We start from the raw sequence: 16,646 nt of genomic DNA on the forward strand, positions 1-16,646 counted from the left end.
TGCTTGGCAATATGACGCATAGGCACCAGCACAATGTTTTGGGCCGTTTTCAGAATCCAAAAAAATTTATGGACAGACCAATGTGTATATTGTATATTACCCTCTAATCTAAACAAACCAGAAGGAGGGTGGCTATGCACAAATCGGCTTCCTGGCGTATCACGGCTATTGGTCTTATCGGAATTCTTGCGTCTGGTTGCGGTGCGACCTCATCGGCTTCCCACTCTGCAACCCCGGCTAATGGCGGTACCGCTGTTATCGCATTAGCTCCCCAAACCTCGCCAAACTGGTTTTTTCCCGTGCGCGCGGTTGGTTATGGTTCGGATGTCAATATGCAGCTCGAAGGACTCATGTACAAACCGCTCCTTGATATTACGCCGAGCGATGGGATCAACTTCGCGCATTCGTTAGTGTCATCGATTGACGTGTCCTCCAACGACACCGTCTTTACTCTGCATCTTAATTCGCGTTACCGCTGGTCAAACAATACTCCCATCACCGCACAAGATGTCGTTTTCGCCTGGAAGATCATTGATACGACCAGTTCCTCAGCGCCGAATCTTCCATGGATTCATGCCGGCAGTGGCGTGGGTGGGGTGCCTACCCTTTGGAAAAGTGTCGTCGCGCTAAATCCCCAAACCGTCGTGGTCACCCTGAAAAGCCCTTCCAATCCGGTGTGGTTTGAACACAATGGGCTGGCTCCCATTACGCCCGTGCCGGAAGCGGTGTGGAATAAATATCCCCAAAACTTTATGCAGGAATTGGCCTATATCAAATCGGTGGCCAATTCGCCCACCGCAGCGCCCTACCATATCGTCGACGGCCCGTATCAATTTGCCAGCATGCAAGCCAACAACGACTGGGTATTTGTACCCAATCCGCATTACGGCGGACACCCTTCCTCGTTATCCAAAGTCATCTTTCAGTATGAAACCTCCCCGCAAGCCGAATTTGAGGGATTAAAGACGGGGACAATCACATTAGGATACTTACCTTCATCGTTGTGGAGCTCCCGACAAGAGCTGACCCACGATGTCCTCAATACCGCCTATCTCTTTGGATTCGACTACTTGCAGCCGAACTTGAATCCGAATGCCCCAGGTGGACTCGGTGTCGCCTTCAATCAGCGCTATGTCCGTGAAGCGCTCGAAATGGGGATTAATCAAGAAGGCATCATTAAGGCTTTTTACCATGGTCACGGGGTTGTCGAGGACAGCCCAATCCCTGCTAAACCACCAACAAAATTCTATGACTCCGCCCTCAGCCATCCGCTTTACCCCTATAATCCTGAGCAGGGCAAAAAGCTCTTGGAAGCCCACGGTTGGCGACTGGTCAATGGGGTGATGACTAAAGGCTCGACCCAACTCCGATTTACACTGACGTACGTCAGTGGGAGCAATACCGACGCTGACATCGTGCAGCTTATTAAGAGCACATGGGCCAAAGAAGGCATTGCTGTCACCCTCACACCACAACCCTTTGATCAGATTATTGCGCAGGCTAATCAAACCGATCCGACCAAGTGGAATATGGTGTGGTGGGGCGGAGGCTGGACTTATGAGCCCGATTTCTATCCGACAGGCGGAGGGTTATTTAAGTCGGGAGCGGGTGCTAATTTTGGCGGATACTCCAGTTCCGAAATGAACCAACTCATTGCCGAAACGTATGCCCCAGGCTCTGCTGCACAATCCCAAAGCCGACTGGATGCCTATCAAGCGTGGGCCGCGAAAGACTTGCCCGTCTTGTGGATGCCGTGGACTCCCGCCTTTAACGTCCATGCCGTGAATTTACATGGGACGGTCAAGACCTTCAACCCGGTCTCCGACTTGTTGTCTCCGAATTATTGGACTTTGTCCCAATAGGGAGACCGTCCTATTCATGTCCCTAATTCCTGCCAATAAGTGGCAGGAATTTTTTTGCAGACACGCTTTATGCCAGCTACGGGCTAAGCGCTAATTGGGGCTAAAGAGAGTCTCGCCTTGTGAAAGTCTGAACATTGCGTGCCCCTTGCTTCTTTGCCACGAGGCCCTAAAAATATTATATGCTGTTCCCAATGGGGTGGAAAAGCATTGTCCAAGAACAAGATGGTACGGCCGTTTCTCAAGTGGGCGGGAGGGAAGCGGCAGTTGTTGCCGGAGCTCCGGCGCTATTATCCAAAGAACTTTCACCGCTATTATGAACCGTTTGTGGGAGCCGGGGCTGTGCTCTTTGATCTTCAGCCATTACAGGCCGTTGTCAACGACATGAATAGCGAACTCATCAACACCTACCGCGTAGTGGCGAATGACGTCGAAGCCCTCATTGCTAACATGGCCAAGCATCACAACGACAAGGAATATTACTACCAATTAAGAGGCCTCGACCGGACTGCGCAATATCGGGAGTTAACCGACGTCGAACGAGCATCCCGCATCATTTTCCTGAACAAGACATGTTTTAACGGTCTTTTTAGGGTCAATAGCCACGGGCATTTTAATGTGCCATTTGGACACTACAAGAATCCAACTATTATCGATGAGACCGCATTGCGGGCGACTAGCCAGTACCTGTCCTCAAACGGCATCTCATTAACGAATATGGATTTTGAACAGGCTCTACAAGGTGCCACAAAAGGAGATTTTGTGTATCTTGACCCGCCTTATGATCCCATTTCAGATACCGCATCTTTCACGGCATATGATCGCGGAGGGTTCGACCGCAACCAGCAGATTCGACTCAAATCGGTGTTTGATGATCTCAACCGCCGAGGCTGTCACGTGCTGCTAAGCAATTCAGCGACCGCCTTTATTAAAGACTTATATCGCGACTATCCCATGCAGATTATTGGTGCAAACCGGGCTATCAATTCCGATGCAAAGCATCGGGGCAAGATCGATGAAGTGCTCGTGATGAACTATGATACCTCAGCGAACGCTGTTGGTTCTAGACTCTGACGCGGCCATTTGGTAATTGTATGGCCTGACCACCAATAGCCATTCATCACGAAATTTCGGACACTGGTGTTTCGTAAAAGAGAGTGCAGGGTTAGGTCTCATCAGTGAGCCAGATAGTCTCTACAAGTTTTAGCGCAGGAGTAGCCATCATGCTATAATCGAAAGACATAGTCGTGAAAGGTGGGTCGATCATGCGCATATCACCATGGGCGAATCCGACCTTTCGTATCACGCCCCCCTAAAATCCTCTTACTGAAATAGAAACCTATCTATCATAATGAGGGGATTGCTATGTCTATTAGGCAATATCCCCAGTTCTTGCGCTACTGGATTGGTGACACCGCGTCCTTATGGGCTGGCAATGCTTTTCAAGTCGCCCTCTATTGGACCTTGGCGTCTTATGCCCACGTTGCCCAAGAACTGGGTTGGCTAAGCTTTTTCTCGACAGCTCCCGTTTTAGGCGGCGGCCCTATCGTGGCTGGGTTATTTCAGCGCTTTGGCATTCGTCGTGTGATGGTTGCGGACTTTTGGATGCGCTCTGGCGTATACGCGGCTCTTGCGTTTTGGCTCACCTTGCATGGTTTCAGGCATCTTTGGTTTATTGATGGGGCAAGCGCCCTATGGGGTCTGACCTTTATTGCCAATACTAGTGGTGGGCCTAGCTTATGGCCACGCCTATTACCTGAAACAAACCTGCCGCTCGCCATGAAGTTAGAGCAAACAGGATGGAATATCTCAGCGGTAGGCGGCTCACTTACGGGTGGGTTGCTAGCTATGGTGTTCCCACTAAAAACGCTGGCCTTGATTGTTAGTGGGATCTTTTTTCTGGCGGGTCTGAATCTTGCGGTACTCTTTCTCCCTCCCCAAGGTGCTCCCCAAGCCATTCACGAAGCGCACGCCTCCTTTCGGCCATGGTCACTGGTGCGGTCCGATATGCGCCTTTGGGCCCCACTGCTCGTATTTTGGCTAAGCAATTTCGGGGAGGGCGACTTGACGGTGGTGCAACCAATTATGGTGCACAAATGGCATGCGCCGGCATTGGCTTATGCTCTGTTGGAAAGCTTGGGTGCCCTAATGGGAACGGTGGGGACGTGGTTTTGGCCTCGTCGCCGTTCCACACGTCCTCTTTTAACTAGGCTATGGCTGATGCAAACCGTGGCGGGACTTGCTCTGGCCGGCTATGGATCGGCATCAGGCACCCGTTGTGGGCGTTTGTGGGGATCACTGTCAACGCGGCGATGGCTGGAGGAACCAGTATCTTTGTCATGCAGTTGCGGTTCGGTGCGATACCCGAAGAGCACCGCGCGGTGGTCCTTACGCACATCCGGACCCTTCTTCAAGCCGCCGGACCTCTTGGTGCTTTGGCGGCCGGGCAATGGCTCGCGCATCACACCTTAGGCCCCGCGATCGGTGGGGCTGTTCTCATCTCTGTTGTTCCCAGTATGGGACTGTTAGGAGCCACGTGGTGGCGGACAATCGGTTAAGTTTTTGCTGAAGGTATCGCCCTCGTTAGGACGCTAACGAGGGCATCTGTTCGTTCCTAAGCCATCGGCTGCAAAAAAGGGGCAACAACAGCGGTACAAAGAACGTAGACCTTGCCAAAAAACCATAGGTGTTATCAACACCCCAATGCCTGTGTTTAGACTCCCTTATGGCTCTTTTGGGTAGGCTCGGTGTCAGCGCGAAAATAGGCAAGAAGAGCAATCGGGGCCACCGCCACAGCGGTCGCCAATATTCCTAGGCAGATACGGCTCAGATTAATTGAGGCGGGTGGCGCTAACAAGACGACATGGCCTAATAAATAGGACAGCAAACTATGATGGTAATACCGCCAAATAGTCCGGCTCATGGTCGCTAAGGATAAGAGCGCGGCACCGATAAATGTCCCAATTTGCAAGACTTTTGGCCACTTCATCCACCAATGTGCCGCAAGCCACGAAGCAGGAGCCAAAAGAAACAAAAAGTATCGGCCTTGCAAGAAGTAGAACCCGGTTAAGACATTATACTCTCCTTGCATGAGCCACAGCATCGTAAAGCCGGCGCTGATCCAGACCAGGGCTAAAGCCCAGCCCCGCTGTCCCCTTCCCGCAAGCACTCCGCCCAATAGAATCCATATCACTATGGTCCCGAGAACAAGGCGAAACCACGAAATGGAGATCCAAGGTTGCCACCATGGACAATCCATACCAAAAAACAGCTGAGTCACCATCATATCCATCTGAAAGGAACGACTCAATAGCTCATGGCGAACCACAAATCCCCACGTGCGAGGATTGCTCCCGGCACTCTGATAAGTTAAGGGGGGAACCAGGGCGTGGTAGCGGTGAAGCATCAGCGCAAACCAAGGCCAAGCCACCAAAAGGGCCGTAGCGCCGGCCAATCCAAACCATGCTCCCCGCACGCGCCACGAAGCCTGCTTGCGCCATACGCTGCTTAACACAAAGGGAAGGGAGAGGGCTAAAGCGAGGTAGGCTTCTTCCTTGGTCCAGATAACCATTCCAGCTAACAATCCCAGTGCGACAGCCCCCTTCCACGAGATAAACCGCAGGGGATTCTGCATCGCGGCCAGCGATGCGCCAAATACCGCCATACTGGCACCGTCCATGACCACGTCATTGTTCACGACACCCCCTAGCATGCCAACGGTAGGAATCGCAAGCACTGCGGTGGCCAAAAACATGAGACGTAAAACGCTTTGACGAACCACAGAGCTTAGCACCTGATTCCATACAACGCCCAATACCGCAAGCCACAAAGCGCTGACCGCCCGTGCCATATACGCCGCGTTAAACACATTGCGCAGGCCTAATAACCGAAGCCCCCGTGCAATGAGGTCATAATAGAGGGGAGGATAAATCTCCACGTAATTTTGTGTGCCCATCGTTGGCGCTTGAGGGCTCGCGCTCGCGTGCGCCACCGCCCGAAAAATCTTGGCCGTTTCATAAGGTGTCCAAGAAAACCACGCGGCCGGATCCTGCAGTACCCGGGCACGCTGGGACAACGTCACCGCCATGTTTTCTGCGGACGAGGGGCTATACAGCCAAGGACTTTGTCCCGCGGGAACAATGTCTTGCCGCGGCGGAAACACATGATGTTCCATGTACTGGACATAAGCAAACTGTGCCGGCTCATCAGGCCCTTGCCACAAGGGCATCAGACCCATCCATATCAGCCCCAGGCTGAGGAAAAACGCAAACACCATGAATTGTTCTCGTCCTCGTACTTTGTGCATCGCGCCTCCTCGGGCATCTGACAACACCATACCCCTTTATCCTTTGAGGCTGCGCAGCCTTTGTGGAACCGACCGCACACTCCCTGAAGTCTCCAAGTATTGCGCATCGCCATTCACGGCCCACACATCATAATGGGCGCCAGACACATTCTTCGCCGCTAAAATCCCCGTCATCATGGCATGATCCTGATTATTGTAACGATGCATGCCATTGCGGCCGGCGACGTGGACATTGGGCAGGTGTGACGCCAGAAAGTGGCGTATGGTCCTGAGGTGGTTCTCATAAGCGTCGTCATAGACGGGGTAAGCCTTGGGGACACGAATCACCGTTCCGTCAAGACAGCGTGCTTGCCCCAAAAGACCGGTTGCGCGGGCTTCTTGTTCGGCTAAATTCAATAACGCCGCGTCCGTCATGGTCCACAATTTATCGCCCGCAAAGCAAAAATACTCCATGCCTATACCGGTCTTAGATGCATCAGGGACCATAGCCGGACTCCAGTTTTTGAAGTTTTGAATGCGCCCGACTTTAAGGTCGGGATCATGGATGTAAATCCATTGGTCGGGAAAAAGATGGGGCGCATCAATAATAAGCCCTACCGTCAAAAAATCTCGGTACTGCAGCGATTCCGCCGCGTTGATGACTTCTTCTGGCGCCTTGGGGTGCAAGGCGCGCACGAAAGAGCGCAGCGGCATTGATGAAATCACGTGATGGACGGCACTGACATGATGGGGTGTTTCGATTTGCACGACGCCACGCCCCTTTTCCCAGATAATGCGATCGACTTTGGCCCCCATGACCACATGCCCGCCTTGCTCACGAATGCGCTCAGCGACTTTTTCCCATAACATGCCAGGCCCTAAGCGCGGGTAGAAAAAAGCGTTCGTTAACGTTTTAACAACGCCGTTAGCCGATTGTCTGCCAGGCCAAAGAGCCGCCTGCACCGCACGCCCTAAACTGAGTCCTTGAATGCGTTGTACGGCCCAGTCCGCGCTTATCTCTTGGCAGGGCATTCCCCACACTTTCTCCGTGTAGGTTTTAAAGAACATTTGATACAACTGTCGACCAAAGTGGTTGATGACCCACTCTTCAAAATTCGTGACAGGTGTGATCGGTTGGATTTGCGCTCCGGCAAAACTGGCCAAACACTGCACCGTCTTGAGCATTCCCATATTGCGAAAGGCATTAGAAGCTTTCAGCGGGTAGTCATAAAATTTTCCTTGGTAGTAAATGCGGGACAACCGCTGCCGCCTTAACAGATCGTCACCTAGCACGTCTTTCCAATAGGTTTCCATGGCCAAGTTCTTGGAAAAAAAGCGGTGGCCACCAATATCAAATCGGTAGCCTTTATACTCAACGGTTCGCGAAATCCCCCCGACATGATGCGCATCTTGCTCGTAGACGATGACCTGATGCCCCTGTTGGACCGCTTCATAGCCTGCCGCGAGGCCCGCAGGTCCTGCTCCGATGACAACAACGTCCATGACCCTGTCCTTTCGCACTGTCTCGGAGAGTATAATGACCCAGAAATTGCTGAGTTATCCACACATTGTGCACATCATCATGCATTGCGAGCCGTTTAACCCAATCTTAATCCCATCCTCTCCTGACATTAATGTCGGTACGGTAGGATTAATTGCCGTCTCATATGCGATATCACAAGGAGGATGGAGCCTTTTGTGACCACAGGAGTTGCAATCCCTGAAGGACGGAACCCATGCCAAGTCTTTGCGCAAGAAGGATCTAACGTGCAACTCTATACCGCATTACAACCGATAAAAACGGTGAATTCCTTGGCTATCAGGGGATATGAAGTCTTATTGCGTGCTTTAGACCCCACCCACAACCGCTGGATATCGCCCTTTACACTGTTTAACACGTCGCATGTGACTGACGCCCTGGTGCTTGCGCATCACGCGCAACAGTTGTCGCGTCATTGCTATGGAGACATCCCTTTGTTTATTAATATTGAACCGGTAACATTGACACACCAGGATGCCTTGCCAAGCGCTTTAGTCGACATCGCGAAACAATGCTCGGAACGGATTGTCGTCGAAATTACCGAACGCTGGGTGAAATCTCAAGATTTAGCCTTATGGCGCCATAAGGCTCATACCTTGCGAGATCACGGTTTGGACATTGCACTCGACGATTGGACATGCACCGATGCGGGATTCGAACTCGTCACGGCGATCAAACCGCACTACGTTAAACTCACCCTCACCGATATCCAGCAGCACTTTTTCCATGATGGTCGCGTCCACTCGGGTATTTCATCTGTCCATGGATTGCTTTCACGACTGCAAGAGGCCCACACACAGATTATTATCGAAGGCATTGAAACTGATGCCCAATATGCTTGGCTCCAGCATTTTCACATTCCTTTCGCCCAAGGATATTGGTTGGGACGTCCAGTCATCCAGCCCTTGCCGATGATCCCCCAAGGAGGTGCCTAAATGAGCCGTCCGCAATTGCTGGATCCTTTGCAGGACCTTGATACGTCGCCCGTCACGCGTCAACATTGGCGCACCGTTATCACCACAGGCATGGGATTTTTTACGGACGCCTATGACCTCTTCGTGATTGGCACGGTGACGGTGCTGTTGCAATCTCTATGGCACATAACGACTTGGCAATTATCACTCATGAACAGCGTCTCACTGTTATCAGCTGCTACCGGCTCGGTCCTCTTCGGTTCGATAATGGACCGCCTAGGCCGCCGCAAAATTTATGGGTTAGAAGCACTCTTAATGATTGGCGGGTCCCTACTCTCAGCACTCTCTCCGAATTACGCTTGGCTTATCGTATCCCGGTTCATTGTAGGCATCGGTATTGGGGGGGATTATCCTGCTAGTGCTGTTATTGTCAGTGAGTTTGCCACCAAAAGCAACCGAGGACGCTTAGTGACTTACGTCTTTGCAATGCAAGGAATCGGATTAGTGGCTGGACCCTTAGTGAGCCTCATTGGTCTAGATGCTCATTGTCCCGCTCCTATCCTTTGGCGCCTTCTGCTCGCCCAAGGCGCCATTCCAGCCGCTTTCGCCCTCTATTTTCGTCGGCAAATGCCTGAGACCCCCCGCTTTATGTTGCACGTCAAACACGATCCGCTCCAAACACGCCAAATCATTCATACCGTGACCGGCCAGACGGTAGACGTCAGGACGTTTTTACACACCCCGCACACAGGGATGTTACGGCAACAGCCTTTTCTTCGACGGCTTATCGCAACATCATTGGCTTGGTTTTTTCTTGACGCTATTTTCTACGGATTAAGTATTTCATCTCATGTTGTGTTGCATCACTTTGTTCCCCATGCGTCGTTGGAGACAACGACAAGAGATGCGCTCATCATTTTCGTTGTGTCTGCGTTGCCAGGATATTATGGGGCGGCCGCCAAAATGGATCAGTGGGGACGCCGAAAAATCCAGTGGGTGGGTTTTGGAGCCCTGGCCATCATTTATGGCCTCATTGCCGTTTTTGACCATCGAATGATGGATGCCTGGGGCCTTCTCCTACTGTATGGTTTAGGGTATTTCTTTATCGAACTCGGTCCCAATACCACAACCTTTTTATACCCTTCTGAAATTTTTCCTACCCACCTGCGCGGTCGTGGGCATGGCTTAGCTGCGGCCGCAGGCAAGGTGGGGGCCTTTGTGGCGACTTTTTGCCTTCCGCTCGTGGCCCAAACCTACGGAGTGGCCTGGGTGTTTTTCTTGCTGTCACTTGCGGCCGTATTCGGTATCATCGTCACGATTGCTTGGTTACCTGAACCGCGAAACCGAGCCTTGGAGGAACTTAATGGCTATTTGCAGACCGATTCGGTCCATCATACCTATAGTCGCATCATCGAGGCATTGCACGAAGACCAAGTGGAAGACGCGATTGTATCTGAGATGCTCACCCTTAGTGGATCGGAATTGGTAACCATTCATCACTTCGATGAAGACACGATGACGTTGGTGCCGACGCAGTGGAACGGATTGTATCGCCCAGACGATATGCTTGTCAAAGACGCCCTGACTCTTCCCTTATATCGAGATGACCAAGGGCGCGGTCTTAACGCGCCTCAACCGAACACCCTGACCCATTCCTTTACTCAAGCCATCATCGTGGTGGATAACGATCTCACGCGTTCGCAAGACAATGCGGCCCTGTCTCATGCCTTCCCCGCAATGCGGTCGATTGCCTCGTTTCCACTCCTCCATAGACACAGGCCCACTGGACTCATAACATTTTGGGACCGCGATGCCATGGCTTTTTCTGAAAAGCGCATCTCCCAATTGCGCATGTTTGTCCAAGTGGCCGCTATCGCCTTAGCTCAAGCGCAACAGTTTACCGCGATGCGCTATCTCGCGTTTACCGATGGCCTCACCCAATTACCCAACCGGATGGGGCTAGAGCGTGAAATCGAGCGCCGATTTGCACAAGCAAAGGCTTTCGCCTTTGTTATCATGGATCTCGATGGGTTTAAACAACACAACGATACATTTGGGCATCAAAGTGGCGATCAGGCGCTGCAGACGATAGCCACTCACCTTCGTAAGGCCATTGAGGCGGGGGATGCCGTAGCACGTTTGGGAGGCGATGAGTTCATCTTGCTGCTAGGGGGGGTGACGTCTGCGTCCGGTACCTACCGCAGATTTTTAGATATCGCTGGTGCCCTGCCCCTCGAGGCCTTCGGACTCGGCGTCAGCGCCGGCAGCTGCTTGTATCCAGAAGATGGCCAAACCTATCAAGACCTCTACCGCGTCGCCGATCGCCGTCTTTACGCAGCCAAGCAACAAGGCCGAGGACGCTTGATTACCGCGGATGACGCTTCAATGGAAAACCCGTCCCTTCCTAGCGGTCGTCGCCGTTAAAACACGCAACCGTTTTGGCTGCCTTGCCTTTACGATCTGGCCGCATAATTTCTCTTGCGAGCCATCCTCCCAACCCCCAATAGTAGCAAGGATTCAAAGATCATGGGTCCCGTCTTTGGACGGACACAAGCCGTTGTCTGAGAGCAAATTCTATCAGAGCCAATCCGTAGCGGCCTTCTTACCACGATGCAACAAAGCAGAAATATTACGTGGAACACATTCCCATTTCATCCGTATGATGGGGTACATAGGAGGGATGCGCCAGTGGCTAGTTTTTCTAACAACTTGCCGGTCGTGCCTTTTGGATCGCGAGTACTTCGGTTGCAGTCGCCTGCAATTGCCGGAACTGATGTGAAAGTTTTTCAACGCCTATACGATACCATGCTAGAACTTATGGATCCCCCTCAAGGCCCCATGGGCTCCCGCATTCCCATTACCGGGATCTTTGACCACAGTAGCCAACAAGCCGCGTACAATATCCAAAGTTATTTCGGAATTGCGGTCGATGGTGTTGTCGACCGGCAAACGTACCGCATTATGGGGCAGGATAATAGCGCCTATGGAGGTCCCGCATTTGGTTCGCGTTCATTAAGCATCGGCACGCATGGCGGAGACGTGAGGGTACTGCAAAACCGATTAAATTGCCTGCGTTACGCATCGATTAATAATCAGCCTGCCAATGGCATTTTTGGATCCTCGACAACACCCGCGGTTCTCGCGTTTCAAGGCGACAACATTGTTTATCGCCATTGGGACATATCATTCGATGGGTCAGTTGGTCCCAACACCTTTGATATCTTGTGGATTACATCTTTTACCGGCGGCCGCAATTTGGGAGAAGGGGACAACGGATTCGATACTGTGGGCCTCCAAGTCATTCTGCAAAATCTAGGCTTCTACCTTGGTCGCATTGATGGCTATTTTGGACGGGCTACGCGTGAGGCCGTGCGCGCGTTTCAAAAAGCGTTTGGCATAACTGTGGATGGCGTTGCCGGCTCAGAAACATTCTACGCGCTAGGACGTTCGAATCCGGTCTTTTGGTACTCGGCGGACCTTTATCCTCGCCAACGCATCGGCGATCTGCACACTATTCGAGAAATTTCATCGACGATAGATCCCATAAACGGTGACAAAAATCCCTATGGCGTCATATTAGCGCCGAATACGTTTGATGATACCCAAACCGTGCTCAAACACGGCGATGTGCTGGTTTCAAACATCAACAACGCCAAAGGCATCATCGGTCTAGGCAGCACCTTAGAACGCATTGTGCAGGGGAAACCTCACCGATTCTTCGCAGGAGCCATGGCACCTATTGCGATTGCGACATCAAATCTAGGAGCCACGTGGATCGCCGATTACGGATTTAATCCGAACGGGAGTCAGGGTCTTGTCCAAGTGATTTCGGCGAATGGTCTTCTATTTTCTGGAGGCGATATTCGTCGTGATCTATTTGCCGGTCCTTGGGGAATGCAGTTTAATTTTGGTGAATTCTATGGACTTCCCGCCGCATTCTTCTCTACCAATGTCCTTTCAGGCACCATCGATCGATTTACAGGCTTTCATCCGCCGAACTTTAATGAAGACTCCCTCACCGTACAAATCGGTTCCGGCTTTGCCCACGTTGGCACCACCATTAATACAGTGTATGGTCCCCAAGGCATGATATGGTTACCAATGGGCGATGCTCTCTACATTGCCGATGGAGCCAATGACAGTATCTCCGTGCTCGCCCCTGTCTCCACAGGTGAAAATGATATGGGATCAGGGCTTACGATTTATCAAGGACCTCCCCTCAACAAGCCGGCAGGGTTGGGGTTCAATCCCGAAAACGGTCACCTCATTGCGGTTAATCAAGGAGACAATCGAGCCATCGAAATCAATCCCCGAACAAGACGCCTTGTGTCATCTCGGACGTTGGATAAAACGCCTGTCAACCCCGTCACAGGCGCTGGCTCTGCCTTATTTGGGATTTATGTCGCCCTTGATGAAGACGGGGAACTGGCCTTATATTTCACCAATAACAATACCAATACGGTTAATGTTCTCACCCGTTAGCCAAGTTTCAATAGGTGAGCTCTCATCTCGTCGGTTACCTTCCGTGTAGCCATGATAATAAAGGAGTGCTTGGATCCAAGGCCCCGGGCAAATTCGGCCCGGGGCTACTGTCCAATAAGCCGTGCTTGACTGGGAAGCGAAAACCACAGTACGGAGACCTTGTCCCATGCAGTCTTCAGCTACCCCCTACTATGGACCAATAGATCACCCGGTCTGTGTCATCATGGTCCCACTTAGAGCCAAGCGTAACGTGTACAACCACGCCGAAATCTCAGCGCGCGAATCGTATTAGTATGAGTCTCAATACAGGACGTGTACTGGCCTTGAAAGCTAGTATATAACTATCCCAGCCCATCAGCATCGAAGTTTTGTCCTACGAGGTTTCTTGCGCGTCAATTAGATTTCAGGCTTTTCGAGGTCCTTTTGGCGCAATTAGAGATTTTTTGGGTGCGTTTTTAGCGATTCCCAACTTGACTATGTGAACTGCTCCCGCCCGCTTCGCTTAGAGCACTCATTAATCCTATGCTACCATGGAAGCCACGAAATCCCGGGGACGAGAGCGTATCAGATCCCATATCCGATAGGATTCTCTTGAGCTTCTTGAGGATCGCAGGGACATCCTCTTGTACGGTGTCCCAAACAATCTCGGGATCCACATGACCATAGTCGTGAACCACACGGTGGCGAATGCCCGTGATGGCTACCCAAGGAGCATCGGAATACCGAGTGGTCCATAGTCGATCGAAACGCCCCGCGGCTTCCCCCAAGACAGTAAGGTTCCTCAGAACCGCTTCAAATAACAATGTATCATCGACGAATTCGGCCAAGGTCCGATTTTAACAATACCGGAGGATTTTTTCGCATGCACCCACCATATCGACTAAGTATACAACCGAATTCTTTTCCGCCATTAGGCTTGGACCTCTGGTGGAAAAATCGACACCATCTGCTTTCGAACTTGGTCTCTAATCACGGGATGGATCTCCTGCAGGGTATGCATATCGACAGAGCGCCTTCGAATATCTCTGACAATCGATCTTGAATGCTTAGCAGACGAACAAAACCCACGCGCTGACCGGGCGCAAATCGAACTACCAGGTCGATATCGCTCTCCTCCCTAAAGTCGTTTCGGGTGGCCGAACCAAACACCGCCAACGAATCAATACGTTCCTGCTGACAGAACCGTAAAACATCCGGCAAATGCCGTTGAATCAATGGAGCAAGCACAGACCCACCCTCCTTTCCAATCTCGGATTATTATAGTCTGCCGCTTGCTCAGACATAGACCGCGCCGTATTTCTTCTTGATGCGCCTAATGCGTTTCCTTCCGAATTATATTAGCCACTTTCGTCGGTCCTCAAGGAAGAACAGGCTCACAAGAGATGATCCGACGCCTTCAGTTCGTTTGGGCATTTCCGTCTAGCCTTATTGACAAGTGCGCTGATTCAGCAATCGTGTGGTGGTGAATTCATAAGGAAAATCAAAAGAAGCAGTATAAATCTCTGTGCAAATTCTGGCCAAATCGCTCTCCTTTGGGTTCAGCAAAAGCGCTGATCACCTCGTAATTGGACAGCACCAGAAGTTTAGGCTAGGTTTCAGGAAGCCCCGTCCGCACGAAGTCCGCCCTGCGTGATTTGCGGCACACCCATTCGACCTTGCTCTTGCAGCAAGGCGTTGGCACATGGTGCATGGATTGCTGGCCAGTGCCCACAAGATTGATCGGGCCAACAATGCTAACAGCCAAAAAAAATAAAGTCGGCCGACAATAAAAAAAAACGCCGCGTATACGCAATACGCTGCGCCAAATTTTGGTGCGCCCGCCGGGATTTGAACCTGGGACCTCTTGATTCGTAGTCAAGCGCTCTATCCGCTGAGCTACGGGCGCACAACATTTAAATTATATCAAACTTTTGTCGATTCTGCAAGTGGCGGAGGGAGTGGGATTCGAACCCACGCTAGGCTTGAAAGCCTACTAACGGTTTAGCAAACCGCCCTCTTCGGCCAGCTTGAGTATCCCTCCGTGCGCAAGGGCTATAATATCATAATCAGACTAGGCATGGCAAGCCTGCAGAATCTGGTTTAAAAAGTGGCGGAGGGGACAGGACTCGAACCTGCAAGCCCGAAGGCGGTGGTTTTCAAGACCACTGCGTTACCAATTACGCTACCCCTCCAAAGACAAAGAATAGTGTACCCTAAAAATGCAGGGAAGAAAAGAGGGAGGCACTGGGAAACAGCACCTCGATCTTAGAGTTGTTCCATGCCGCCCATATAAGGACGCAGCACTTCAGGAATCTGAACATGGCCATTGGCCATTTGATAATTTTCTAAAATAGCCGCAATGGTGCGTCCCACGGCCAGAGCACTGCCATTGAGCGTATGAGCCAATTCCGTTTTTTTGCTGCCTTTAGGTCGGTACCGAATGCTGGCCCGCCGCGCTTGAAAATCGGTCATGGTGCTCACGGAAGATATCTCGACATACTTGCCGTAACTTGGTAGCCATACTTCAATATCATAGGTCAAAGCTTGTCCAAAGCCCATGTCCCCACCACAAAGCATCACCGTATGATAGGGGAGTCCAAGGTCCTCCAGCACACTCTCTGCATCACGCAACATTTCTTGCAAGGCTTGCTCGGACTTCTCAGGTTCTTCAATGCGCACCAATTCCACTTTGTCAAATTGGTGTTGACGGATAAGACCGCGCGTGTCGCGTCCGGCTGCTCCCGCCTCCGCCCGAAATGACGCCGTATAGGCGGTAAACTTTAAGGGCAACGGGGTGGAAATAATTTCGTCCCGAAATAAATTGGTCAGCGGCACCTCGGCAGTCGGAATGAGATAATAATCATGGGGCACAACATGGAACACATCGTCCACAAATTTGGGAAATTGTCCCGTGCCGAACATAGAGGTGGCATTGACTAAATAAGGCGTGGCCATTTCATGATACCCTCGTGCCCGTGCATGGTCCAACATAAAATTTATCAAAGCGCGACTGAGTCTGGCCCCGCCATCTGCCAATACCGTAAACCGCGCGCCACTAATTTTTCGTGCCCGCTCAAAATCTAGGATGCCCAACCGCTCGCCAATATCCCAGTGCGCTTGCACAGGAAATGAAAAAGTCCTCGGTACCCCAAATTTGTGGACTTCCACATTATCATCGGCCGATTCACCCTCTGGGACTTGCGGCAACGGCGTATTAGGCACGGTGAGCAAAAATTCCTGCAACTCCGCGTCAATGGGTTCAAGCGATGCTTCTAACGCTTTAATCTCGTCGCCCACCTGCCGCATTTCTAAAATGAGGTCCTGGGCATCTTCTCCGCGCTTTTTGCGTTGCGAGACGGCCTCCGAGGCTTGATTGCGTTTGGCTTTCAACTGTTCGATTTGCAGTGTCACCTGACGCCGTTTTTGATCCAGTTCTTGTACGGTGTCGAGATTTACGTTCACATGTTTTTTCGCTAACAGCGCCTTCACCGTCTCCGGTTCTTGGCGTATGCGCTTAATATCGAGCATCCCCTGTCTCCTGCCTTTCACTGGATACGACCATCACTGGCGTGTCGTCCGCCTTGTCG

At 51.5% G+C, this 16,646-nt stretch carries 11 protein-coding genes and 3 tRNA genes; 6 read left to right on the forward strand and 8 right to left on the reverse strand.

The window, feature by feature from the left end; genetic code table 11:
* The first annotated feature begins 134 nt into the window (after window positions 1–134).
* The 3 genes from CO251_RS01095 to CO251_RS01105 all read left to right on the forward strand — a co-directional run bounded on the left by CO251_RS01095 (window position 135) and on the right by CO251_RS01105 (window position 4,331).
* A complete protein-coding gene (locus tag CO251_RS01095; RefSeq protein ID WP_103373977.1) occupies window positions 135–1,862 on the forward strand; it encodes a peptide ABC transporter substrate-binding protein in 1,728 nt (575 codons plus the stop codon).
* A 207-nt stretch (window positions 1,863–2,069) separates the two neighbouring features.
* Entirely contained in the window at window positions 2,070–2,933 is an 864-nt protein-coding gene (locus tag CO251_RS01100) for a DNA adenine methylase (protein ID WP_103373978.1), read from the forward strand.
* A gap of 291 nt (window positions 2,934–3,224) precedes the next feature.
* Complete coding sequence (locus CO251_RS01105; protein ID WP_103373979.1) at window positions 3,225–4,331, forward strand: MFS transporter; 1,107 nt, start codon at window positions 3,225–3,227, stop codon at window positions 4,329–4,331.
* Window positions 4,332–4,572: 241 nt separating this feature from the next.
* Here CO251_RS01105 and CO251_RS01110 read toward each other — a convergent pair whose 3' ends face one another.
* Together CO251_RS01110 and CO251_RS01115 are read right to left on the reverse strand one after the other, a co-directional pair.
* Complete coding sequence (locus tag CO251_RS01110; RefSeq protein ID WP_103373980.1) at window positions 4,573–6,165, reverse strand: hypothetical protein; 1,593 nt, start codon at window positions 6,163–6,165, stop codon at window positions 4,573–4,575.
* A 36-nt stretch (window positions 6,166–6,201) separates the two neighbouring features.
* Window positions 6,202–7,665, reverse strand: coding sequence for an NAD(P)/FAD-dependent oxidoreductase (locus CO251_RS01115; protein WP_255398081.1), 1,464 nt, complete (start codon window positions 7,663–7,665; stop codon window positions 6,202–6,204).
* Between the two features lie 177 nt (window positions 7,666–7,842).
* Between CO251_RS01115 and CO251_RS01120 the strand changes: the two genes are divergently transcribed.
* The 3 genes from CO251_RS01120 (at window position 7,843) to CO251_RS01130 (ending at window position 13,080) form a co-directional block, all read left to right on the forward strand.
* Entirely contained in the window at window positions 7,843–8,619 is a 777-nt protein-coding gene (locus CO251_RS01120) for an EAL domain-containing protein (RefSeq protein WP_158246116.1), read from the forward strand.
* Window positions 8,620–11,022: an MFS transporter gene (locus CO251_RS01125; RefSeq protein ID WP_103373983.1), complete on the forward strand. Its 2,403-nt coding sequence runs from the start codon at window positions 8,620–8,622 to the stop codon at window positions 11,020–11,022.
* Window positions 11,023–11,286: 264 nt separating this feature from the next.
* Window positions 11,287–13,080 (forward strand): peptidoglycan-binding protein, encoded by a 1,794-nt coding sequence (locus CO251_RS01130; protein WP_103373984.1) that lies wholly within the window; start codon window positions 11,287–11,289, stop codon window positions 13,078–13,080.
* A 455-nt stretch (window positions 13,081–13,535) separates the two neighbouring features.
* Here CO251_RS01130 and CO251_RS01135 read toward each other — a convergent pair whose 3' ends face one another.
* The 6 genes from CO251_RS01135 to serS form a co-directional block, all read right to left on the reverse strand.
* Window positions 13,536–13,907 (reverse strand): DUF86 domain-containing protein, encoded by a 372-nt coding sequence (locus CO251_RS01135; RefSeq protein WP_103373985.1) that lies wholly within the window; start codon window positions 13,905–13,907, stop codon window positions 13,536–13,538.
* Between the two features lie 142 nt (window positions 13,908–14,049).
* Window positions 14,050–14,307 (reverse strand): nucleotidyltransferase domain-containing protein, encoded by a 258-nt coding sequence (locus CO251_RS17995; protein ID WP_207654598.1) that lies wholly within the window; start codon window positions 14,305–14,307, stop codon window positions 14,050–14,052.
* A gap of 582 nt (window positions 14,308–14,889) precedes the next feature.
* Window positions 14,890–14,965: transfer RNA gene (locus tag CO251_RS01145), tRNA-Arg, on the reverse strand.
* Between the two features lie 41 nt (window positions 14,966–15,006).
* Window positions 15,007–15,100: transfer RNA gene (locus CO251_RS01150), tRNA-Ser, on the reverse strand.
* Between the two features lie 67 nt (window positions 15,101–15,167).
* Window positions 15,168–15,251 (reverse strand) — tRNA-Ser (locus CO251_RS01155).
* 73 nt (window positions 15,252–15,324) lie between these two features.
* Window positions 15,325–16,587, reverse strand: coding sequence for a serine--tRNA ligase (gene serS, locus CO251_RS01160; RefSeq protein ID WP_103373987.1), 1,263 nt, complete (start codon window positions 16,585–16,587; stop codon window positions 15,325–15,327).
* Window positions 16,588–16,646 lie beyond the last annotated feature (59 nt).

Source organism: Sulfobacillus sp. hq2 (assembly GCF_002903155.1).
GTDB classification, from domain to species: domain Bacteria; phylum Bacillota; class Sulfobacillia; order Sulfobacillales; family Sulfobacillaceae; genus Sulfobacillus; species Sulfobacillus thermotolerans.

Excerpts from the sequence above, each read along its gene's own strand:
- serS (WP_103373987.1), bottom strand. The coding sequence starts at position 16,587 with ATGCTCGATATTAAGCGCATACGCCAAGAACCGGAGACGGTGAAGGCG.
- CO251_RS01110 (WP_103373980.1), bottom strand. The coding sequence starts at position 6,165 with ATGCACAAAGTACGAGGACGAGAACAATTCATGGTGTTTGCGTTTTTC.
- CO251_RS01095 (WP_103373977.1), top strand. The coding sequence starts at position 135 with ATGCACAAATCGGCTTCCTGGCGTATCACGGCTATTGGTCTTATCGGA.
- CO251_RS01125 (WP_103373983.1), top strand. The coding sequence starts at position 8,620 with ATGAGCCGTCCGCAATTGCTGGATCCTTTGCAGGACCTTGATACGTCG.
- CO251_RS01105 (WP_103373979.1), top strand. The coding sequence starts at position 3,225 with ATGTCTATTAGGCAATATCCCCAGTTCTTGCGCTACTGGATTGGTGAC.